We start from the raw sequence: 19810 nt of genomic DNA, 5'->3' as shown, positions 1-19810 counted from the left end.
GCCTTGCTGCGCACCGAAGGCGCGGAGGCCGGCGTCGCCGCTCTGTGCGACCTGCTGCCGCGCCTGCTGCGGCCGCTGCAGGTACATGCGCTGTTCCTGCTGCTGGCCGCCGCCCCCGAACCCGCCCAGGCACCGCTGGCGCGGCTGGCGGCGCAGACGCTGGGCCCGACCTGGCGCCGCAGCTACGAGACGGCGCTGGAACGCCAGGGGCGGCGGGCGGAATTGCTGGCCGCGCTGCGGGCCCGCGCCGCGCAATCCGCGCCGGCGGAGCGCGCCGCGATCGCGGCCCGGCTGGCGGCCATGGGCGATTCCGCCGGCGCCGCCGCGCTGCGGGCAGAGGAGGAGGCAAACCCGTGACCTTGCAGCTGTTCGACCTGGCCGGCGCCGATCCGGCGCGACGCTTCAGCCCCTATTGCTGGCGGGTGCGCATGGCGCTCGCCGCCAAGGGGCTGGCGGTGGAGACCCTGCCCTGGCGCTTCACGGAAGGCGCGCGGCTGGCCGCCCATGGGGCCGAGAAGGTGCCGCTGCTGCTGCATGGCGACCGCGCCATCGCCGACAGCTGGACCATCGCCGAATATCTGGAGGACCGGTTCCCGGACGGGCCGAGCCTGTTCGGCGGCGACGGCGGCCGGGCGCTGGCCCGCTTCGTCAATGCCTGGGCCGATTCGGTGCAGATCCCGGGCATCGTCCGGCTGGTGGTGGCGGACATCCCCGCGGTGCTGGATCCGGCCGATGTCGCCTATTTCCGGACCAGCCGCGAAGCCCGCTTCGGCCAGACGCTGGAAGCGGTGCAGGCGGACCGGGTGGCACAGGTGGAGGTGTTCCGCCGCAGCCTGCTGCCGCTGCGCCTGATGCTGCGGGCGCAGCCCTTCCTGGGCGGAGCGGCACCGCTGCACGCCGATTCCATCGTCTTCGGCGGCTTCCAATGGGCCCGCTGCGTCAGCCCCTTCCCGCTGCTGGCCGCGGACGACCCGGTGGCGGCCTGGCGCCAGCGGATGCTGGACCTGCATGGCGGCCTGGCGCGGCAGGTGCCGGCCTTCGACTGATGCCGGATCCGGGTGATCGTCACCGATCACCGCCGCGGTCGCCGGCCTGGCGGCGCGCCACCTGGCGCGGCGGCCGCTCGGCCGCCTTCGGCGGAGGCCGGTTCCACTCGATCGAGTCGGGTATCGGGCCCGCGGCCAGAACCAGGCGGCACCCGGCCGGTGCCACGCATTTCCGCTGGCGGATGGCGGGGCGACGGGCCCAGGATGGGAAGGTCCGCGGAGACACCCAGCCATGCGCAGATATCTCTTTGCCGGCGCCGCCATGCTCGGCCTGCTCGCCCTCGCGCCACCGATCGCGGCGCAGCGGCGCCCGGGCTACACGACCGGCGCGCACAACATCAGCCTGCCGGCCGACTGGCAGGCCCGGTTCATCCGCTACGCCACCGTGGACAAGGCGGACCGCAAGATCATCCGGCACCTGTTCGTGAACCCGGAAGCCTTCGCCGCCGCCACGCCCGGCGCGCCGCTGCCGCATGGCACGCTGATCATCATGGCCGATGCGCGCGCCCGGGTGGACGCCACCGGCACGCCGCTGCGCGACCAGCAGGGCCGCTTCATCGCCGAGCCGGGCTGGATCGCCATCGCGGCGCAGGAGAAGCAGCCCGGCTGGGGCGAGGGCTACCCGCCGGAGATGCGCAACGGCGAATGGGAATACGCCGCCTTCACCGGTACCGGCGAACGGCGCAACATCGCGCTCGGCTCCTGCTTCAACTGCCACATCACGGCGCGCAGCGGGCAGGATTTCGCCTTCAACTTCTGGGACTACGTGCAGGCACGATGACCTTCTCGCTGATTGCGCGCTGCCCGCGCACCGGGCATCTCGGCGCCGCCGCCACCACCTCCTCCCTCGCCGTGGGGGCGCGGGTGCATGCGGTGGCACCCGGCATCGGTGCGGTGCTGACGCAGCACCGCACCGACCCGCGGCTGGGCCCGCGCGGAATCGGCCTGCTGCGCTCCGGCTGCGGCGCGGCGGAGACGGTGGCGGCCCTGGTCGCCTCCACCCCCGACCATGGCTGGCGGCAATTGGCGGCGATCGACGCCGCGGGCCGCACCGCGCATTTCCACGGCGCCCAGGTGAAGCGCGAATTCGGCGCGGCGCATGGCCCGGGCGTGGTCGCCATCGGCAACATCCTGTCCAGCGCCGCGGTGCCGGAGGCGATGGTCGCCGGCTTCCTGGCTGAACCCGACCTGCCGCTGGCCGAGCGCCTGCTGCGCGGGCTGGAGGCCGGGGAGGCGGCGGGCGGCGAGCATGGCGCGGTACGCTCCGCCAGCCTGCTGGTCTACGGGGCGGAGGATTTCGCCCTGGTCGACCTGCGCGCCGATGGCCATGCCGAGCCCCTGCCGGCGCTGCGCCTGCTGTGGGAGGAATACGCGCCCCTCGTCGATGCCTATGTGGTGCGGGTGCTGGACCCGGACCGCGCCATCGCCCTCTGACCCCACCGCCCGATCAGGACAAGCCCGACAGATGCCGATCAACAACCGGATCGCCGCCATGCAGCCCGAAATGGAGGTCTGGCGCCGCGACCTGCATGCCCACCCGGAACTGCGCTACGAGGAACACCGCACCGCCGCGCAGGTGGCGAAGCTGCTGGCGGAATGGGGCATCGAGGTGCATGGCGGCATCGGCAAGACGGGCGTCGTCGGCGTGCTGCGCGGCCAGGGCGGATCCTCCCGCAGCATCGGCCTGCGCGCGGACATGGACGCGCTGCCGATGACGGAGGCGACCGGCCTGCCCTATGCCTCCACCACCCCCGGCGTGATGCATGCCTGCGGGCATGACGGCCACACCACCATGCTGCTGGGCGCGGCGAAGTACCTGGCGGAGACCCGCAACTTCGACGGCACCGTGCACTTCATCTTCCAGCCGGCGGAGGAAGGCGGCGCCGGCGCCAAGGCGATGATGGATGAGGGGCTGTTCACCCGCTTCCCCTGCGACAGCGTCTACGGGATGCACAATGACCCCTCCCTGCCGCTGGGCGAGGCGGATATCCGCGACGACGTGATGATGGCCGCCGCCGACGGCTTCACCATCACGGTGCGCGGCAAGGGCGGCCACGCCGCGCGGCCGCATGGCGGGATCGACCCCGTGGTGGTCGGGGCGCAGATCGTCATGGCGCTGCAGACCATCGTGGCGCGGCGCGTGGATCCGCTGGAATCGGCGGTGGTCTCCACCACCCAGTTCCATGCCGGCACCGCGAGCAACGTGATCCCCGACCAGGCGGTGCTGAACGGCACGGTGCGCACGCTGAACCCCGCGGTGCAGGACCTGGTCGAGGCCTCGATGCGCCGCGTGGTGGAGGCAACGGCGGCGGCGCATGATGCGGTGGCCGAGCTCCTCTACACCCGCGGCTACCCGGCCACCGTGAACCATGCGGAGAATGCCCGGCTCGCCGCGCGCATCTGCGCCGGGCTGCTGGGCGAGGCGAAGGTGCGCCGCGACATGCCGCCGGTGATGGGTGGGGAGGATTTCAGCTTCATGCTGCTGGAAAAGCCCGGCGCCTACATCAAGCTGGGCCAGGCGGCCGGCGCCAAGGGCAGCGCGCCGGTGCACACGGTGCAGTACGACTTCAACGACGACCTGCTGCCGATCGGCGCCAGCTTCTTCGCCGGGATCGTCGAGCACGACCTCAAGCGCGGCTGAGCCGGCCGGCGGCCGCCCGCCCGCCTTCGGCGGGCGCCGGTTCCGCCCAAGGGGATCTGGTCTCCGCCGCCGCACAGGCGGCGTGACATCAGGCGCCGCGCAGGCGGCGGGCAGCCTCCACCCAGCGCGCGCCCTGCTCGGCTTCCAGCGCCGCCAGCCGGGCGCCATCGCCGGCGACCTCGTCCAGCACCTCCAGCAGCGTCGCGACCAGGGCCTGGTCGCGTGGATGCGCGAGCGCCGCGGCGAAGCCCTGCATGTCTGGTGCCCGCAGCCGCAGCACCGGGCCGAATTTGTCGCTCTCCGTCCCTGGCCAGCGGGTGAAGGCTTCCGGCCAGCCGCGGCCGCGGCGGAATTCCAGCACCGGGCCGCTGCCGGCGATGCCCAGCTTGAAGCGGATGCCGGACCAGCCCTCGCCCCGGCCGGCCAGTTCCTGCACCACCAGGTCCAGGTGCTGGTAGCCGCCGCCGCCGACCAGGTGCTGTTGCAGCGCCACCTTGCCGAAGCGCGCCGCCGGCAACAGCGGCTCCGGCGCCACCGGGGGCAGTTCCGGGGTCGCCTCGGCGCCCGGCAGCACCAGCTGCGCCATCGCCGCCTGTTCGTCGCGCAACATGGCGGGGTCACGCGTCGGCAGCAGGCTGATCCCGGTGAAGTCCAGCCGCGCCTGCGCGGCAGGATCCTGGCTCGCCACCGCCAGCACCACCTGCGCCTGGGCGCCTAGCGACAGCGGCAGCGCCAGGCTCAGCCCGTCCGGCCGCCCCGGCTCCGCATCGCGCCAGCCGGAGAAGGCGGCACGGCCGGCCAGCCCCTCCAACGACTGCACCGTCTGCCCGGGCGGCAGCACCCAGGCGCCGACGCGCAGCTTGCGCGGCTGCGGCCCGGCGACGTTCCAGGTCAGGCGCAACACATCCGCCCCGGCGAGCGTGATCCGCGGCAGCACCAGCGCGGCGGTGCCGGCCCCCTCCAGCATGGCCTGCAGGGGCACCTCGCCCAGATCCCCCGGCGCCGCCTCCCAGGCGCCGGACAGGACCCGCCCCGCCTCCAGCTCCTCGGCCGCCACCGCCTGGGGCACGCCTTCCAGCGGCAGGCTGGCCCCGACCTCGTCCCAGTTCCACCAGGCCGGCACCACGAAGCGATCGCCGATGCGCGCGGTCCAGATGCGCAGCGCCAGCGCCCGGCCGCGCGGGGCTGCGCCTTCCACCAGGCAGGCGACCTCCGCCGGCACCCAATCCGCTTCCAGCGACAGGGCCAGGGAATGCGGCCCGGCGACGTCGGCCGTGATCTCGAGCACCGCGGTCTCCGGCTGCAGGCCGAGCGGCGTCGGCAGGTCCAGCCGCAGCCAGCCCTCCGTCACCTGGGCCATCGGCACCGTCCAGCTGGCGGCGATGCGGCCGCTTTCCTCGGCATGGACGCGCAGCCGCAGCGGTCCCGTGGTGGCGGCGCTGATGGCACCGACATGGACGGCGATCGCCGCCAGCCCCTCCAGCTTGCGGCCCAGCGGCTGGCGCAGGAACAGCCGGGCGCCGGCGCGCGGCGCCGCCACACGGTCCATGGAAGGTTCCATCGCCACCGCCTGCGCCATCGCGCCCGGCGGGCGGTGGCCCAGGGTGCGCGCGGCCGCGGCCATGGCGATGCGGGTTTCCTCATAATCCTGGCGGGTCGCCACCAGGCTGCGTTCCAGCTGCACGGCGCGGCCATGGGCCGAGCCCAGTTCCGCCGACAGCTTTGCCAGCAGGGCTGGCAGGGCGGCGCTGCCACTGGCCGCCCGCACCAGCGGCGGCGCCTGGCCGGAGGCATCCTGCCACCAGCCGAGGAAAGGGCCGAAGGCGGCCGGATCGGCCACCACCACCGCCAGCATCCCGCTGGGCGGCAGGTTGAGCGGCAGGCCCGGCCCGGCCGGCGCCGCACCATCGCGGCGCAGCATCAGCATCTGCCCGTCCCGCGCCAGCAGCCACAGGTCAAGGCCGGGCACGCGCAGCGCCTCCAGCCCCGGCAAATCCGCTGCCGCCAGCAGGGCCGGCCGGGCGGACATCAGCCCGGCCAGGTCGGTGGTTCGGATCTCGATCGCGCTCATGCCGCCGGCCTCAAATCGCTCTCCTTGGGCCTGAGCGCCTCGATGCGCTCCAGCCAGTCCTGCATGTTCCGCGCCCAGGATGTGGCGCCGATGCGCGCCGCCGCCGCCTGGCCGATCTGGCGCAGCCGGTCCCGGTCCGCCGCCAGCTGGCCGATCAGCGCCGTGAAGCCGGCCACCACGGCGGCGTCCTGGCCGCCATCCGGCACCAGCAGCCCGTCGACGCGGTCGCGCACGATCTCCGCCACTGCCCCCACCTCGGTGGCGATGACGACGCAGCCGAAGCGCTGCGCTTCCAGCAGCGTCAGTGGCACGCCCTCGAAGCGCGAGGGCAGCACCACCACATCCGCCCAGGCATAGAGGGCATCCAGCGCCGGGCCGTCCATCGCCGGCGGCTCCACCGGCACGCCCAGCGTGGCGGGGTCCACCCCGGCATCGTCGAGCACCGGCTTGCCGACAAGCCGCCACTCCACGGCGGGGCCGCGGGTCTGCAGGATGATGTCGCGCAGCCGGTCCAGCCCCTTCTGCGCATCCAGCCGGCCGAGGAACAGCACCCGCAGCGGGCGGCGGACCGCCACCTGCCGGGTTGCCAGCGCCGCGGCCAGCCGCGCCGGATCAGCCGCATAGGAGGGTGCGTTCAGCACCTTCACCACCTTGTCCGCCGGCACCGCCTGGCCCACGCACCAGTCGCGCAGTCGTTCCGAGATCACCACGAAGCCGTCATAGGCGCCTTCATAGGCGAGCGCGATGTGCGGGTTGCCCATCGGGGCGCCGAGCGGCCCCTTCTCCACCAGGTGCAGCCCCAGCCAGCAGCGCACGCCCTGCCGGCGCAGCGCCTGCATCAGCCCGTGGCCGCCCAGCGCATGGGTGTTCAGCACCACATCCATGGTCGCCAGCAGCCCGACCGCGTCGCGCGTGTCGCGCCACTGCGCGAAGCCGGAGGTGCAGGCGCCGAAATGCAGCCGGTCCCAGTCGCCGCCCTCGATGCCGTCGGCGCCGAAGAAGCAGACGCTCTCGAACACGTCGAAATGCCCGGGGAAGGCCTGGATCCGCTGCGCGCCGCTGATGAACAGGTGCGGCCGCCAGCCGCGGGCACGCAGCACCGCGGCGTAGTTGAACACCACCTTCTCCACCCCGCCGAAGGCGAACAGCGGCAGCAGGAAGCCGATGTCGCGGCCATCGCCCGCCGGCAGATGCGGCAGGATGGCGCCGCAGCGGGCGAATTCGGCATAGGCCTCATAGGCGCTGCGGCGCGGCCGCCGGTCATCACTCCGCCAGTCCAGCGGCAGGACGGAGCGGCTGCGCATGGCATCGCGCATCGCATCGATCTCGCCCAGCGCATAGGCCACGATGGCCGGCGGCGGCGCCACAACCAGCCCCGGTGGCAGCACCGCCACGATGCGCGCGAGCTTCGGCTGCGCCACCGGCGCGGCCAGGGAGTTCACCCAGCCGCGATAGGGGTCGCGGGCCAGTTCCTCCATCACCGGGGTCTGGCCGAACAGCAGCACCGCATCGGCGGCGCTGGCCGGCGCATCCTCCGGCCCCGGCACCGGCAGCACATCCAGGCCCAGCCCGCCGGCTGCATCCTCGGCCAGGGTCACGGCGACGAAATGGGCGCTCCGCAGCAGCAGCGCCGCCTGGTGGAAGATGCCGCGCAGCAGGCCGGCACCGGCCAGCAGGTCCAACGCCGGCTGGCTGGCCCAGCAGGTCTGCGGCGGGAAGAAGACGGCGCGCGGCTCCCGGCTTGCCTCCACGAAGCTGGCATGGGCCTCCGCCCGCTTCAGCCGGCGCGGGGTCACGGCCTGCGGGTCCAGCACCAGGCGCAGGCTGTCCTCGCCCATCACCTGCAGGCCGTAGCGCGGCAGTTCCGCCGCCTCCAGCCGCGCCAGGCTGCGCACGCCGAGATGCGCGGCGTGGCGGCGGCGCATGTCGCCCAGCACCTGCGCGCGCTGGCGTTCGGAGGTGGCGAGCATGCTTTCCGCCCGCTTCCGGTAGCGGAAGCCGGAGGCCGGCAGGTGCCGCCCGCGCCAGCCCGCGGCCGCGGCGCACAGCCAGAAAGCCCAATCCTCGAAGCCGGCGCGCATCGCCTCGTCGTAGCGCAGGCCGGAGGCGAAGACCTCGCGCCGCACCAGGCTGCCGGCCTCGCAGAAATTCTCCAGCACCTGCAGCAGGTGGGAGTATTCGCCGGCGGTGGAGAAATTGCCCTCAAGCCCGAAGAAGTCGAAATCCGGATAGAGCCAGCCGGTATCGGCGGGGCTTTCGTCCAGCAGCGCCTGCGCCCGCGCCAGGAAGGGCGGCATCAGGCGGTTGTCCGCGTCCAGCGGGAAGATGCTGCGGCAGGCTGGCCAGGCCGCCAGGATGAACTCGACCCCGGTGTTGCGGGCCGCGCTCAGCCCGCCATTGGCCCGGCGCAGATACACCACCCGGTCCGGATGGCGCCGGGCGAAGGACAGCGCCACCTCGTGCGTCTGGGCGAAGGGGCAGCCATCGTTCACCACCACCGCGCCGATGCGGTAGGGACCGCGCTGGGCCAGCACGGAGTCCAGCGCTTCCGCCAGGAAGCCGGGCTGCTTGTAGGCGGGGATGACGACGCCGATTTCGATCTCGCCGGGACGCTGCAGGCCGGGCCCGGCGGGGCCCGAGGGGGCGGGGTGATCTTCCGGCATCAGCTCCATCCAGTCTCCCGCCACCCTGCCGCCCCCTGGCGGCGAAACCCTGGCCGAGCCGCGTCCGGGCGGGTCAGGCGCGCGAAGATCGACGCTGATGGCGCAAAACACAAGCCATGCGTGCGGCGCAGCAGGCGCCTCACGCCGCGCGCAGATGTTCCTGCAGGCGCGGCATCAGCTCCACCAGGTTGCAGGGCCGGTGCCGGGCATCCAGTTGCCACAGCAGGATGTCGTCCCAGGCATCCTTGCAGGCGCCGGTGCTGCCCGGCAGGGCGAAGAGATAGGTGCCGCCCGCCACGCCGCCGATCGCCCGCGACTGGATCGTGGAGGTGCCGATCTTCTGGTAGCTCAGCATCCGGAACAGCTCGCCGAAGCCGGTGATCTCCTTCTCCAGCACCCGGGCGAAGGCTTCCGGCGTCACGTCGCGGCCGGTGATGCCGGTGCCGCCGGTGGTGATGACGCAATCCACCTCCGGCGCCGCGATCCAGTCGCGCAGCTGTGCCTCGATCAGCGACGCCTCGTCGCGCAGCAGGGCGCGGGCCACCAGGCGATGGCCGGCAGCCTCGATGCGCGCCACCAGCGTGTCGCCCGAACGGTCGGAGGCGAGGTCGCGGGTGTCGGAGACGGTGAGCACGGCGATGTTCACCGGCACGAAGGCAAGCGACGGGTCGATCGGCATGGGCAGCCCCCCTGGACGGGGGGACGCGCCCCCGCTTCAGCGCGAAATCAGCATGGCCGCGACCGCCGCGGTGCCCTGGAAACGCGGGAAGCGCCCCGTGGCCAGCGCGTCGAGCGACGGCGACGGCAGGCCGAGCCTTGCCGCATAGATCCAGGAATAGGCCAGCACGCGCTGCACGAAAAGCCGCGTCTCCCCCACCGGGATGCTCTCGATGAACAGGAAGGGGTCGGTGCGGTGGCGCACCGCCGGCAGCCAGCGGGACAGGTTGCCTGGGCCGTTGTTGTAGGCCGCCAGCAGGCGGATCAGGTCGCCATCCACCTGGCCGCTGCGGGCCAGGTAGTGGACGTAGCGCTGCCCGACCTCCAGCGAGAAGCCCGGATCGTGCAGCCGGGCGACATTGGCGCCGCGCAGGCTGCTGTCGCCGGTCACGTAGCTGGCGGTGGCGGGCATGATCTGCAGGATGCCGCGCGCCCCGGCCGGGGAGACGGCACCGGGGTTGAAGTTGGATTCCTGCCGGGCCAGGGCGTAGAGCAGCGCCGGGTCCATGCGGAAGCCGTGCATCGGCTCCAGCCGCGGCAGCGGGAAACGCGCGAAGTCGCGCGGCCGGCCATCGGCCGACTGCGAGAGCGAGGCCAGCCGCGCCGCCAGGTCGGCCATGCCGGCCTGGTTGGCGACCACCAGCATGGCACGGACCACGCCGGCATTGCCCTGCACGCGTGGCCACAGCACGCGCAACTCCGCCTCCGCCCGCGCCTTCTGGCCGATCTGCAGCAGCGCCAGCGCCCGCCAGCCGGCCGCGGTCTCGGCGATGGCGGCGCCCTCGCCCTCCCCGGCCACCTCGTTCTGCCAGGCGAAGCCCATGGGCAGACCCAGCGCACGCCGTGCCACCAGGCCGTAGAAGGTGCGCGGTTCCTGCGCCGCCTGCATCATCCATGGCACATAGGCCTGCGGCCGCCGGGCGCGCACCGCGGCGCGCGCGGTCCAGAAGGCGGCGGCGGCGCGGGTGGCCGGCGCCGCGATGTCGGACCGCGCGGCATGTTCGAAATAGGCCAGCGCCGCTTCCGGCCGGTTCAGCGCCCAGGCGGCCAGGCCGGCGATATAGCCCGGGAAGGCACTGCCGCCGGAAACGCGGGCGGCGGCGGAGGCAATGGTGAAGGCTTCCTCATCGCGGCCGATCTGCAGCAGGTACTGCGCCACCTCCGCCCGCAGCAGCGCCGCATAGGCGCCCTCGGCGCGGGAGCGCTCGATGGTCGCGAGCGCCCCGGCGATGTCGCCGTCGCGCCACCGCTCCCGCACCAGGCGGTCAAGGCCCGGGCTGCGCTGGATCCGGCGGGTGGCGGGTTCGCGCTCCTCCGGCACCTCCTCGGCGCCGTCGAGGCTGGCGAAGGCGGGGGCAGCGGGCAGCGCCATGCCGGGCGGCGCGCGGCGGGCCAGGATGGCGTGGATCGCCGGCGCGTCCGGATGGTCGCCGTGATGCGTCAGCCAATCCACCACCTCGTGCAGCGGCGGTTCGGCACCGGGGCGCAGCCACCGATCGGCCAGCACATGGCCGAGCAGGCGCCGGTCCTCGAGGCGTTCCACCTCCCGGGCTGCCGGCAGGGGCTCGCCCCGGGCCTGCAGGTCGAAGATACGACGAAGCCGCGCCGCTTCAGACGGCGCTAGGGGTTGCGGGAACCCGGCGGCCCGGTCCTGCTGGGCAGGACGCGGGACGCTCATGGCGGTCTGGTCGACCCGTTGCCCGACGGCAGGAACCTGAATCCCCAGCGTCATCGTCACCCCCAGCAGCAGGCCCTTCACCAGGTGGCGAAGGGGGTTCCGCGGCAGGGAAAGCCGGGCCATTGGGCAGAACGCTTGCATGGCGCGCTACCCCTAACGGCCGCCTCAAGGCGCTGACAACCCCCTGAATCATGGCGAGTTTTGGGCAGAAAACCGAGTCGTTCCCGAATCAGACCCTTAACGCCCGATGCTGAGATTAATATCACTTCACGGCGGCGTGATCTCACCATCGATGCTGCGGCGCAGCAAGACCAGATCCGCCCAGGCCTCGCGCTTTGCCGCCGGGCTGCGCAGCAGATAGGCCGGGTGCAGGGTGGGCAGGGCCGGCAGGGCGGCGCCGTCCGGCATCGGCAGGCGGTGCCAGCGGCCGCGCAGGCGCGTGATGCCTTCCTTGGCGCGCAGCAGGGTCTTGGCGGCCACGCCGCCCAACAGCAGCAGGTGTCGCGGCCGCACCAGTTCGATATGGCGCAGCAGGAAGGGCAGAAACAACATGATCTCGGCATCCGTCGGCGTGCGGTTGCCGGGCGGGCGCCAGGGCAGGATGTTGGTCAGGTAGAAGTCCCGCTGCCGGTCCAGCCCGATGCTGCCCATCATGCGGTCCAGCAACTGGCCGGAGACGCCGACGAAGGGACGGCCAAGCCGGTCCTCATCCGCGCCCGGCGCCTCCCCCACCAGCATCAGGCCGGCGGTGGCGACGCCATCGGCGAAGACCAGGTTGGTGGCGGTGTCCCGCAGCGGGCTGTCAGTGGCGGCGATCGCCGCCCGCAAGGCCGCCAGGCTGTCCGCCCCGGCGGCGGCGGCCACCACCCGGCCGGCAGCGGCGGGGACGGGCGGCGCCAAGGCGGGCGTGGCCAGCGGTGGGGGCGCCGGAGGCTCGGCACGTCGCGGCGGCGCGGCCTCCGCCCTTTCGGCAAGCCGGTCCTGCGGCGCCTCCAGCAGCGCCTCGTCCACGCCCAGATCGATCTGCAGCCGCAGCGCGGCCAGCAGCGCTTCCTGCAAACCTGCCTGCATGGGTGCGATATCGGGCCGCCGCGGGGTTTCGTGCAATGGGTGGCGACGCTACATCCTGGGCGTCCCAGGAATGCCGCCACGAACGCCAGAGGAACAGCCATGTCGGGTGCCGACGCCGAAGCGCGGGAGAGTATGGAGTTCGACGTGCTGGTGGTGGGCGGTGGCCCGGCCGGGCTCGCCACCGCCATCCGGCTCAAGCAGGCGCGGCCGGACACCAATGTCTGCCTGGTGGAAAAAGGTGGCGAGATCGGCGCCCACATCCTCTCCGGCGCCGTGCTGGAACCCCGCGCACTGGATGAGCTGATCCCGGACTGGCGCGACGATCCGCCGGCGCTGGCCACCGCCGTCACCGACGACCGTTTCATGCTGCTGACGGAAACCCGTGGCTTCAAGCTGCCCACCCCGCCGCAGATGCACAACGAGGGCAACTACGTCGTCTCCCTGGGCAATGTCTGCCGCTGGCTGGGTGCCAAGGCCGAGGCGCTGGGCGTGGAGCTGTATCCGGGCTTCGCCGCCTCCCACGCCCTGATCGAGGACGGCCGGGTGAAGGGCGTGGTGGCGGGGGTGGCCGGCATCCTCAAGGATGGCAGCAAGGGGCCGTCCTACGAGCCGGGGATGGAGCTTCGCGCCACCTACACGGTGTTTGCCGAGGGCTGCCGCGGCAGCCTCGCCAAGGGGTTGTTCGAGACCTTCGACCTGCGCGCGGGCGTGGCGCCGCAGACCTACGCGCTGGGGATGAAGGAGCTGTGGGAGATCCCGAAGGAGAAGCACAAGCCGGGGCTGGTGTGGCATTCCACCGGCTGGCCGTTGGCCGCCGACACCTATGGCGGGTCCTGGCTGTACATGCTGGGAGAGAACCTGGTCTCCGTCGGCTTCGTGGTCGGGCTGGACTATCCGAACCCCTGGCTTTCGCCCTTCGACGAGTTCCAGCGCTTCAAGACCCACCCGGCGGTGCGCGGCTTCCTGGAAGGCGGCAAGCGCATCAGCTACGGCGCCCGGGCGCTGAACGAGGGCGGCATCCAGGCGGTGCCGAAGCTGGTCTTCCCCGGCGGCATGCTGGTGGGCGACGCCGCGGGCTTCCTCAACGTGCCGAAGATCAAGGGAACCCACACCGCCATGAAGTCCGGCATGGTGGCGGCGGAGGCGATCGCCGCGGCGCTGGAAGGCGAGGCCCCGGCGCTGCTGGAAGCCTATCCCGCCGCGCTGAAGCTGAGCTGGGTGTGGTCGGAGCTGGAGGGCGTGCGCAACATCCGCCCCGGCTTCGCCAAATACGGCTTCTGGGGCGGCATGGCGGCGGCGGCGCTGGACACCTACGTCTTCCGCGGCAAGGCGCCCTGGACCTGGGGCCACCATGCGGACCACGAGACGCTGAAGCCGGCGGCGAGCGCGAAGAAGATCGCCTATCCCAAGCCGGATGGCGTGCTGACCTTCGACCGGCTGTCCTCCGTCTTCCTGTCCAACACCAACCACGAGGAACACCAGCCGAGCCACCTGGTCCTGAAGGACCCGGCGCGCTGGGAAGGGGTGAACTGGAAGACCTATGCCTCCCCGGAAAGCCGCTACTGCCCGGCGGCGGTGTACGAGGCGGTGGGCGAGGAGGCCGGCAATGGCGAGGGCGCCATGCACCTCGTGATCAATTCGCAGAACTGCGTGCACTGCAAGACCTGCGACATCAAGGACCCGACCCAGAACATCGACTGGCGGACGCCGGAAGGCGGCGGCGGCCCCAACTACATCGGCGGCATGTAGCCATGCGCCCTGCCAGGGGATGAGCACGGGCCCTGTGCCGGGGCCTGAGCCGGCCTATCAGCCCTGGCGCCGCCGGCCGCGGCCGGAAGCAGCCCGGCGGGGTTGGCTGGGCGTGCTGGCGCTGGTCGGGGGTCTGGCGGTGCCGGCGGATCTGGCGGAGCCGGCCCTGCCGGCGCTGGGCCTGCCGATGATGGGGCTGCCGGCGATGGGCTGGCTGGCGCTCGCCGCGGCGCTGGCGCTGCCCGCCGGGCTGCTGCTGGCGGCGCTGCGGCCGGCGCGGCTGGGCCGCCTGCCCTGGCTTCCGGCCCGGCTGGTGCCGCTGCTGGCGCTGCTGGCCCTGGCGCAGATCCTGGCCGGCGGGCCACGCGGCCTGCTCGGCGCGCATCTGCCGGAAGTGGCGGGGCTGCAGGAAAGCCTGCTGCACGTGCCCCCTTCCCCCTGGCCGGCGGAACGCCTGCGCGCGGCGCTGGCCGAGCGCCGCCCGGTGCCACGCCCGCGCCCGGCCTCGGCGGATGAGGCCTTGTACAACGCGCTGGTGCTGGCGCGGCACGGCCAGGCGCGTGCCGCCGCCAGCGCCCTGGCCGACTCGCTGCGCCTGCCCGGCCGCCCGCGGCCCGATGCGCTGCTGCTGCTGGAGGCGCTGCGGGACATGGCGGAGACGCGCGCGCCCCTGGCCGCGGTGACGCTGCCACCCGACCAGGCCGCGCTGCTTGCCGCGCTGGAGCAGCCGGAGGCGCCGGACCGCGCGGCGGCCCTGGCGGCGCTGGCGGAAATGCCCCCGGCGGAGGCGATGATCGCCGAGGCGGCGCTGGCCCATGCCCGGATCGCCGCCAGCCTGCCCGACGGCCCCACCCTGGCCGCCGCCGCGCAGATTGCGATGGCGCTGGACGGCCTGCTGGAGGAAGCCCGCTTCGCCGCCTTCGCCGACGCCTTCCTCGACCCCGGGCGGGCGCTGCGGCTGCGCCAGGGGCTGGAGGCGCTGGGCTGGACGCGGGAAGTGGCGGCGCGCCGGCCTTCGGTGGCGCTCCTGGCGCCACCGCCGGGTGACCCCGGGCCGATTCGCCTGCGCGTCCTGCCGCCGGAGCCGGCGCGCGCGGTGCAGTGGTGGCAGGACGGCGCCTGGGTGGCGCTGCCGGAAGGCCCGGCCGGGCCGGAACTGGCGCTGCCCCGCCCCTTCCACCCGGCCATGCTGCGCTTCCGCCACCTGGACCGGGACGGCGTCCCCGGCCCGCCGGTGGAACACGCCTTCGACCCGGCAGCGGCGATCCGCCAGGCGGCGCAGCGGGCCTTGCAGGCCCAGGGGCCCTTCGGGCTTTACCAGCCGGGCTGGCTGGAGCCCGGCCGGCTCAACCCGCTGCCGCTGGCCGGCCGCCTGCTGCCGGGGCTTTCCGCGATCGAATGGCGCAGTGATGCCGACCTGGCACCGCGCCGCATCGAGGTGGCGCCCCGCGATGACGCGGTGCTGGCCGCCGACCCGCCGCGGCTGCAGGTGGAGTTCCCGGTGCCGGAGGCCGCCCGGCTGCTGGTGCTGGTGGCGGTCTATGCCGATGGCAGCCGCGGGGAGCCGGTGGAACTGCCGATCCGCTGACCGTGCCCCCCTTCCCGCGCGGCCCGGTTGCGGGCAGAGGGTGCGGGCAAAAGGGAGACCGCCCGCATGACCGAGACCCGCCACGCCGCCCCCGCCGGCTTCCAGCACGGCATCACCGCCGCCCAGGCCCGCATCGTGGTGGACGAGACGCTGGCCAAGGGCCGCGCGCTCGGCCTCGCGCCGCTCACCGTCGTGGTGCTGGATGCGGGCGGGCAGTTGAAGGCCGCGCTGCGCGAGGATGGCGCCAGCCTGCTGCGGACGGATATCGCCTGGGGCAAGGCCTTCGGCGCCATGGCGCTCGGCTTCGGATCCCGCGAGCTGGCGCGGCGCAGCCAGTCCATGACCGGCTTCATGAACGCGCTGTCCGACCTGGCGGGCGGCCGCGCCGTGCCGGTGCCGGGCGGTGTGCTGGTGCGCGCGGCGGATGGCGCGGTGCTTGGCGCGGTGGGCGTTTCCGGCGATGCGTCGGACAAGGACGAGGTCTGCGCGGTGGCCGGCGTCCACGCCGCGGGGCTGACGCCGGATACCGGCGACGCCGCCTGAACGCCGCTTCGCCACGCCCGGGCGTGGATGGACACCCTTGCGGTGGCGTAGCAGATTTCAGCCACGCCACCGCAGGGACCAGACACGACATGCTCCGAATCCATGGCATCGCGCGCTCCCGCGCCTTCCGCTGCATCTGGGCGGCCGAGGAGGCGGGGCTGGCCTATGAGGTCGTGCCGGTGGGCTTCGGCCCCGGGCTGAAGGCGGCGATGGCCGCGATCAACCCGAACGGCAAGATCCCGGCGCTGGAGGATGGCGGGCTGCTGCTGTTCGAGAGCCTGGCCATCAACCTGCACATCGCCGGGAAGGCCGGCGCGCCGCTGATGCCCGTCGGCGACGATGCCGCGCGGACCCTGCAATGGACGCTTTGGGCGGCGACGGAAGCCGAGCCCGCCGCCATGCAATGGGCCTACAACACCTATATCCGCGCACCGGAACTGCGCGACGCGGCCCAGGGCGCCGCGGGGGCGGAGGCGCTGGCGGCGCGGCTGGCGGTGCTGGAGGCGCATCTGGCCGCCGGCGGCCCGTGGCTGCTGGGCCAGGACTTCACCATCGCCGACTGCAACCTGGCCGGCGTTCTGTACGGCGCCTGGGCCAACGGGTTCGACCTGGCCCCCTGCCCCACCGTCAAGGCCTGGCTGGATGCGGCGCTGTCCCGCCCCGCGGCGCTGGCGGCGCGGCGGCAGCGGGAAGGCTGAGACGGCTCAGCGCGGCCCGCGCGCCCGGTTCAGCGCCAGCTCCTCCGGCGTCAGCTGCAGGCTGAGCCGGACGGTGTAGTCGGCGGCGCGGGTGCCTTCGGCCAGCGGCACGGTCAGCCTTGCCGGCTGGCCGAACAGATTGGTCCGCACCACATTGGCGGCGAAGGAAACGCGGCTGGTGAAGGACTGGCGGTCCAGCAAATTGGCATCGCCGGGATCGCTCAGCGCCACGAACCAGGGCAGGTCCAGCGTGCGGCCTTCCGCCGCCGGGCCACGCTCCACCTCGAAGCGCGGCACCAGGCGCACGGTCAGGGCGCTGCGGTCGCGGCTGGCATAGTCGCAGATGGCATCGAAGCCGGCGATCCGCGCTTCGGCCGTCAGGGCCGTCAGGTCGCGGCCGGCACCGGGGCGGAAGCGCGTCAGGTCCGCGCCCTCGGCCAGGATGACGATGCGCGGGCAGGGCGCGAGGTTCCCGCCGGCGGTGCTGCCGGTTGCGCTGCCCTCGCAGCCTGCCAGCAGCGCCGCCGCCGCCAGCAGGCCCCAGCGCCTGGACCGTCCCCGCGATGCCCTCGGCGCCGTGCCGCGAATGCCCGATGCCATGCCAGCCCACTCCCCATCCAAGCCGTCCCGGCGGCTCCCCCTTTGAAGCCGTCCCGGCGGCCGGTAAGGTGGCCCGGAGCCGCCGCCGGCTGCGTCTATCGCATCGCCGGCGCCATCCGACCATCCCCGCCCCGCTTCGGGCGGCCAGCCGCCAGGATCCGCGATGCCCGAGACCAAGCCCCGGCTGAACGTCCTGCTCGCGGGGCCGCGCGGCTTCTGCGCCGGCGTGGACCGCGCCATCAAGATCGTCGAGGAGGCGCTGAAGCGCCACGGCGCGCCCGTGTATGTGCGGCACGAGATCGTCCACAACCGCTTCGTGGTGGAGAGCCTGGAACGCCAGGGCGCCGTCTTCGTGGAAGAATTGTCCGAAATCCCGGATGACGGCCGCCCGGTGGTGTTCTCCGCCCATGGCGTGCCGAAGGCGGTGCCGGCGGAGGCCGCCGCGCGAAACATGTTCGCGCTGGATGCCACCTGCCCCTTGGTCAGCAAGGTGCATCGGGAGGCGGAGCGCCACCATGCGCGCGGCCGCCACATCCTGCTGATCGGCCATGCCGGGCATCCGGAGGTGATCGGCACCATGGGGCAGCTGCCGCCTGGCGCGGTCACGCTGGTGGAGGATGCGGCCCAGGCGGAGACGGTGATTCCGCCGGGCGACCTGCCGCTGGCCTTCACCACCCAGACCACCCTTTCCGTGGACGACACCGCCGGCATCGTCGCCATCCTGGCGCGCCGCTTCCCGGACATCGCCGGGCCGGCGAAGGAGGATATCTGCTACGCCACCACCAACCGCCAGGCGGCGGTGAAGGCCATCGCCGCGCGCGGGGCGGAGCTGGTGATCGTGGTGGGGGCGCCCAATTCCTCGAACTCCGTCAGGCTGGCGGAGGTGGCGCGGCGCGCCGGGGCCGCGCGCGCCCTGCTGGTGCAGCGCGGCACGGCGCTGGACCCGGCGATCGCCGATGGCTGCACCACCATCGGTCTGACCGCCGGCGCCAGCGCGCCGGAAGTGCTGGTGGAGGAGGTGCTGGCGAAGCTCGCCACGCGCTTCGAACTGGTGGTGGAGGAAGTGGTGGTGGCGGAAGAAAAGGTGGTGTTCCGCCTGCCGGCCGGCCTCGCGGCGGGGTAGAAGCCGCCGCATGGCTGTCTACACCGAAGTTTCCGACGAGGCGCTGCGCGCCTTCCTGGCTGAATACGAGATCGGCGGTCTCCTCGCCTTCCGCGGCATCGCGGAGGGGGTGGAGAATTCCAACTACGCGCTGCGGACGGAGCGCGGGGATTTCGTGCTGACGCTGTACGAGCGCCGCGTGGACCCGGCGGAACTGCCCTATTTCCTCGGCCTGATGGACCACCTGGCGCGTCGCGGCCTGGCCTGCCCGACGCCGGTGCCTGGGCGGGACGGGGTGGCGCTGCGCGAGCTGGCCGGGCGGCCGGCGGCGATCTGCACCTTCCTCGAAGGCGTCTGGCCACGCCGCGTGCGGCCGGAGCACTTGGCGCCGCTGGGCGAGGCGCTGGCGCGGCTGCACGCGGCGAGCGCGGATTTCGCAGGCTCCCGGCCCAATGCGCTGGGGCCTTCCGGCTGGGCACCGCTGCTGGAGGCCTGCCGGGCGCGGGGCGAGGAGGTGCAGCCGGGGTTGATGGCGCAGTTGGAGGCGCAGCTGGCCGCGATCCTGGCCGCCTGGCCGCGGCCGGGCGCGCTGCCGGCCGGGCAGATCCATGCCGACCTGTTCCCGGACAACGTGTTCTTCCTGCCGGATGCGGCCGGGCGGCCGCAGGTTTCCGGCGTGATCGACTTCTACTTCGCCTGCACCGACCTGCTGGCCTATGACATCGCCGTCTGCCTGAACGCCTGGTGCTTCGAGCCCGATGGCGGCTTCAACCTGACCAAGGCGCGCGCCCTGATGGGGGCCTACCAGACGGTGCGGCCGCTGGCGGCGGCGGAAGCCGCGGCGCTGCCGGTGCTGTGCCGGGGGGCGGCGATCCGCTTCCTGCTGACCCGGCTTTACGACTGGACCCACACGCCGGCCGATGCGCTGGTGACCCGGAAGGACCCCTTGGAATACCTCAGGAAGCTGCGCTTCTTCGCGCAGGTGGAGAGCCCCGGTGCCATCGGAGCCTGAAGCGCCGCCGCTGGTGGAGATCTGGACCGATGGCGGTTGCAAGCCCAACCCCGGGCCGGGCGGCTGGGCCGCCATCCTGCGCTTCGGCACAGTGGAGAAGGAGTTGACCGGTGCCGAGCCGGAGACCACCAACAACCGCATGGAACTGACCGCTGCCTGCGCCGCGCTGGAGGCGCTGAGGAAGCCCTGCCGCGTGGTGCTGCACACCGACAGTGAATATGTCCGCAACGGCATGGAGCGCTGGGTGAAGGGCTGGGTGCGCAACAACTGGCGCAACGCGGCGAAGCAGCCGGTGGCGAATTATCCGCTGTGGCAGCGCCTGCTGGCGGCCGCCAAGCCGCACGACATCGAATGGCGCTGGGTGCGCGGCCATGCAGGCGACGTGATGAACGAGCGCGCCGATGTGCTGGCGACCCAGGCGCGGCAGGGGCTGGGGTAGCGGCGCCCGACCCATCGCCGCGCCCGTTTCCGGGCAGGGGGCCTGACGGGCCTGGCACTGCCGGGCCCTTGGCCTGGACGGGCTTGTTTGTTGTTGGGGTGGTGTTTCCAGGGCGGGGTGTTCCCCGCCCTGGACTGGTTCAGGGGATGCGGTTCAGAGGATGAAGTCGCTGGCGAGCAGCGTCTTCAGCCC

18 protein-coding genes are annotated in these 19810 nt (G+C 73.3%); 12 read left to right on the top strand and 6 right to left on the bottom strand.

Annotated features, from left to right (window positions below):
• From HEQ75_RS25585 to HEQ75_RS25565, 5 genes are all read left to right on the top strand, one after another.
• The coding region (locus tag HEQ75_RS25585) for a hypothetical protein (protein WP_209318777.1) at positions 1-357 on the top strand (357 nt) is incomplete at its 5' end.
• Complete coding sequence (locus HEQ75_RS25580) at positions 354-1046, top strand: glutathione S-transferase family protein (RefSeq protein ID WP_168034965.1); 693 nt, start codon at positions 354-356, stop codon at positions 1044-1046. The genes HEQ75_RS25585 and HEQ75_RS25580, both read left to right, overlap by 4 nt.
• 232 nt (positions 1047-1278) lie before the next feature.
• Positions 1279-1827 (top strand): cytochrome P460 family protein, encoded by a 549-nt coding sequence (locus HEQ75_RS25575; protein WP_168034964.1) that lies wholly within the window; start codon positions 1279-1281, stop codon positions 1825-1827.
• A complete protein-coding gene (locus HEQ75_RS25570; RefSeq protein WP_168034963.1) occupies positions 1824-2480 on the top strand; it encodes a DUF1028 domain-containing protein in 657 nt (218 codons plus the stop codon). Before HEQ75_RS25575 ends, HEQ75_RS25570 begins: the two co-directional genes overlap by 4 nt.
• A gap of 31 nt (positions 2481-2511) precedes the next feature.
• Positions 2512-3687: a M20 aminoacylase family protein gene (locus HEQ75_RS25565; protein WP_168034962.1), complete on the top strand. Its 1176-nt coding sequence runs from the start codon at positions 2512-2514 to the stop codon at positions 3685-3687.
• An 88-nt stretch (positions 3688-3775) separates the two neighbouring features.
• Here HEQ75_RS25565 and HEQ75_RS25560 read toward each other — a convergent pair whose 3' ends face one another.
• The 5 genes from HEQ75_RS25560 to HEQ75_RS25540 form a co-directional block, all read right to left on the bottom strand.
• Positions 3776-5758 (bottom strand): DUF6212 domain-containing protein, encoded by a 1983-nt coding sequence (locus HEQ75_RS25560; protein ID WP_168034961.1) that lies wholly within the window; start codon positions 5756-5758, stop codon positions 3776-3778.
• Positions 5755-8421 (bottom strand): glycosyltransferase, encoded by a 2667-nt coding sequence (locus HEQ75_RS25555; protein WP_168034960.1) that lies wholly within the window; start codon positions 8419-8421, stop codon positions 5755-5757. The genes HEQ75_RS25560 and HEQ75_RS25555 overlap by 4 nt, the downstream gene beginning before the upstream one ends.
• A gap of 139 nt (positions 8422-8560) precedes the next feature.
• Positions 8561-9100: a molybdenum cofactor biosynthesis protein B gene (gene moaB, locus HEQ75_RS25550; RefSeq protein WP_168034959.1), complete on the bottom strand. Its 540-nt coding sequence runs from the start codon at positions 9098-9100 to the stop codon at positions 8561-8563.
• Between the two features lie 36 nt (positions 9101-9136).
• On the bottom strand, positions 9137-10681 hold the full coding sequence (locus HEQ75_RS25545; protein WP_328734924.1) for a lytic transglycosylase domain-containing protein: 1545 nt from the start codon (positions 10679-10681) through the stop codon (positions 9137-9139).
• Between the two features lie 402 nt (positions 10682-11083).
• Positions 11084-11887 (bottom strand): uracil-DNA glycosylase, encoded by an 804-nt coding sequence (locus tag HEQ75_RS25540; protein ID WP_168034957.1) that lies wholly within the window; start codon positions 11885-11887, stop codon positions 11084-11086.
• A gap of 99 nt (positions 11888-11986) precedes the next feature.
• Between HEQ75_RS25540 and HEQ75_RS25535 the strand changes: the two genes are divergently transcribed.
• From HEQ75_RS25535 to HEQ75_RS25520, 4 genes are all read left to right on the top strand, one after another.
• Positions 11987-13636 carry an electron transfer flavoprotein-ubiquinone oxidoreductase gene (locus HEQ75_RS25535; RefSeq protein WP_235962127.1) on the top strand — a complete coding sequence of 550 codons (1650 nt, stop codon included), beginning with the start codon at positions 11987-11989 and terminating at the stop codon, positions 13634-13636.
• A gap of 19 nt (positions 13637-13655) precedes the next feature.
• Positions 13656-15224 (top strand): hypothetical protein, encoded by a 1569-nt coding sequence (locus tag HEQ75_RS25530; protein WP_209318776.1) that lies wholly within the window; start codon positions 13656-13658, stop codon positions 15222-15224.
• A 66-nt stretch (positions 15225-15290) separates the two neighbouring features.
• Positions 15291-15767 (top strand): GlcG/HbpS family heme-binding protein, encoded by a 477-nt coding sequence (locus HEQ75_RS25525; RefSeq protein ID WP_168034955.1) that lies wholly within the window; start codon positions 15291-15293, stop codon positions 15765-15767.
• An 89-nt stretch (positions 15768-15856) separates the two neighbouring features.
• Entirely contained in the window at positions 15857-16465 is a 609-nt protein-coding gene (locus HEQ75_RS25520; RefSeq protein WP_168034954.1) for a glutathione S-transferase family protein, read from the top strand.
• 6 nt (positions 16466-16471) lie between these two features.
• On the opposite strand, the gene HEQ75_RS25515 is transcribed toward HEQ75_RS25520, so the two are convergent.
• Positions 16472-17065 carry a hypothetical protein gene (locus HEQ75_RS25515; RefSeq protein WP_168034953.1) on the bottom strand — a complete coding sequence of 198 codons (594 nt, stop codon included), beginning with the start codon at positions 17063-17065 and terminating at the stop codon, positions 16472-16474.
• Positions 17066-17228: 163 nt separating this feature from the next.
• On the opposite strand from HEQ75_RS25515, the gene ispH reads away from it, so the two are divergent.
• From ispH to rnhA, 3 genes are read left to right on the top strand one after another with little or no spacing between them, the layout of a single operon-like run.
• Positions 17229-18188 carry a 4-hydroxy-3-methylbut-2-enyl diphosphate reductase gene (ispH, locus tag HEQ75_RS25510; protein ID WP_168034952.1) on the top strand — a complete coding sequence of 320 codons (960 nt, stop codon included), beginning with the start codon at positions 17229-17231 and terminating at the stop codon, positions 18186-18188.
• A gap of 10 nt (positions 18189-18198) precedes the next feature.
• Positions 18199-19179: a homoserine kinase gene (locus HEQ75_RS25505; protein ID WP_168034951.1), complete on the top strand. Its 981-nt coding sequence runs from the start codon at positions 18199-18201 to the stop codon at positions 19177-19179.
• On the top strand, positions 19163-19618 hold the full coding sequence (gene rnhA, locus HEQ75_RS25500; protein ID WP_168034950.1) for a ribonuclease HI: 456 nt from the start codon (positions 19163-19165) through the stop codon (positions 19616-19618). Before HEQ75_RS25505 ends, rnhA begins: the two co-directional genes overlap by 17 nt.
• Positions 19619-19810: the final 192 nt, after the last annotated feature.

It is taken from the genome of Falsiroseomonas selenitidurans, from assembly GCF_012103215.1.
In the GTDB taxonomy this organism is placed as follows: Bacteria; Pseudomonadota; Alphaproteobacteria; order Acetobacterales; family Acetobacteraceae; genus Falsiroseomonas; species Falsiroseomonas selenitidurans.
Note: the sequence above shows the minus strand (reverse complement) of the source record. Positions and strands in the feature narration are given on the sequence as shown.

Coding starts and splice junctions, on each gene's coding strand:
- HEQ75_RS25575 (WP_168034964.1), top strand. CDS start 1,279: ATGCGCAGATATCTCTTTGCCGGCGCCGCCATGCTCGGCCTGCTCGCC.
- HEQ75_RS25570 (WP_168034963.1), top strand. CDS start 1,824: ATGACCTTCTCGCTGATTGCGCGCTGCCCGCGCACCGGGCATCTCGGC.
- HEQ75_RS25565 (WP_168034962.1), top strand. CDS start 2,512: ATGCCGATCAACAACCGGATCGCCGCCATGCAGCCCGAAATGGAGGTC.
- HEQ75_RS25560 (WP_168034961.1), bottom strand. CDS start 5,758: ATGAGCGCGATCGAGATCCGAACCACCGACCTGGCCGGGCTGATGTCC.
- HEQ75_RS25555 (WP_168034960.1), bottom strand. CDS start 8,421: ATGCCGGAAGATCACCCCGCCCCCTCGGGCCCCGCCGGGCCCGGCCTG.
- moaB (WP_168034959.1), bottom strand. CDS start 9,100: ATGCCGATCGACCCGTCGCTTGCCTTCGTGCCGGTGAACATCGCCGTG.
- HEQ75_RS25540 (WP_168034957.1), bottom strand. CDS start 11,887: ATGCAGGCAGGTTTGCAGGAAGCGCTGCTGGCCGCGCTGCGGCTGCAG.
- HEQ75_RS25535 (WP_235962127.1), top strand. CDS start 11,987: ATGTCGGGTGCCGACGCCGAAGCGCGGGAGAGTATGGAGTTCGACGTG.
- HEQ75_RS25530 (WP_209318776.1), top strand. CDS start 13,656: ATGAGCACGGGCCCTGTGCCGGGGCCTGAGCCGGCCTATCAGCCCTGG.
- HEQ75_RS25525 (WP_168034955.1), top strand. CDS start 15,291: ATGACCGAGACCCGCCACGCCGCCCCCGCCGGCTTCCAGCACGGCATC.
- HEQ75_RS25520 (WP_168034954.1), top strand. CDS start 15,857: ATGCTCCGAATCCATGGCATCGCGCGCTCCCGCGCCTTCCGCTGCATC.
- HEQ75_RS25515 (WP_168034953.1), bottom strand. CDS start 17,065: ATGGCATCGGGCATTCGCGGCACGGCGCCGAGGGCATCGCGGGGACGG.
- ispH (WP_168034952.1), top strand. CDS start 17,229: ATGCCCGAGACCAAGCCCCGGCTGAACGTCCTGCTCGCGGGGCCGCGC.
- HEQ75_RS25505 (WP_168034951.1), top strand. CDS start 18,199: ATGGCTGTCTACACCGAAGTTTCCGACGAGGCGCTGCGCGCCTTCCTG.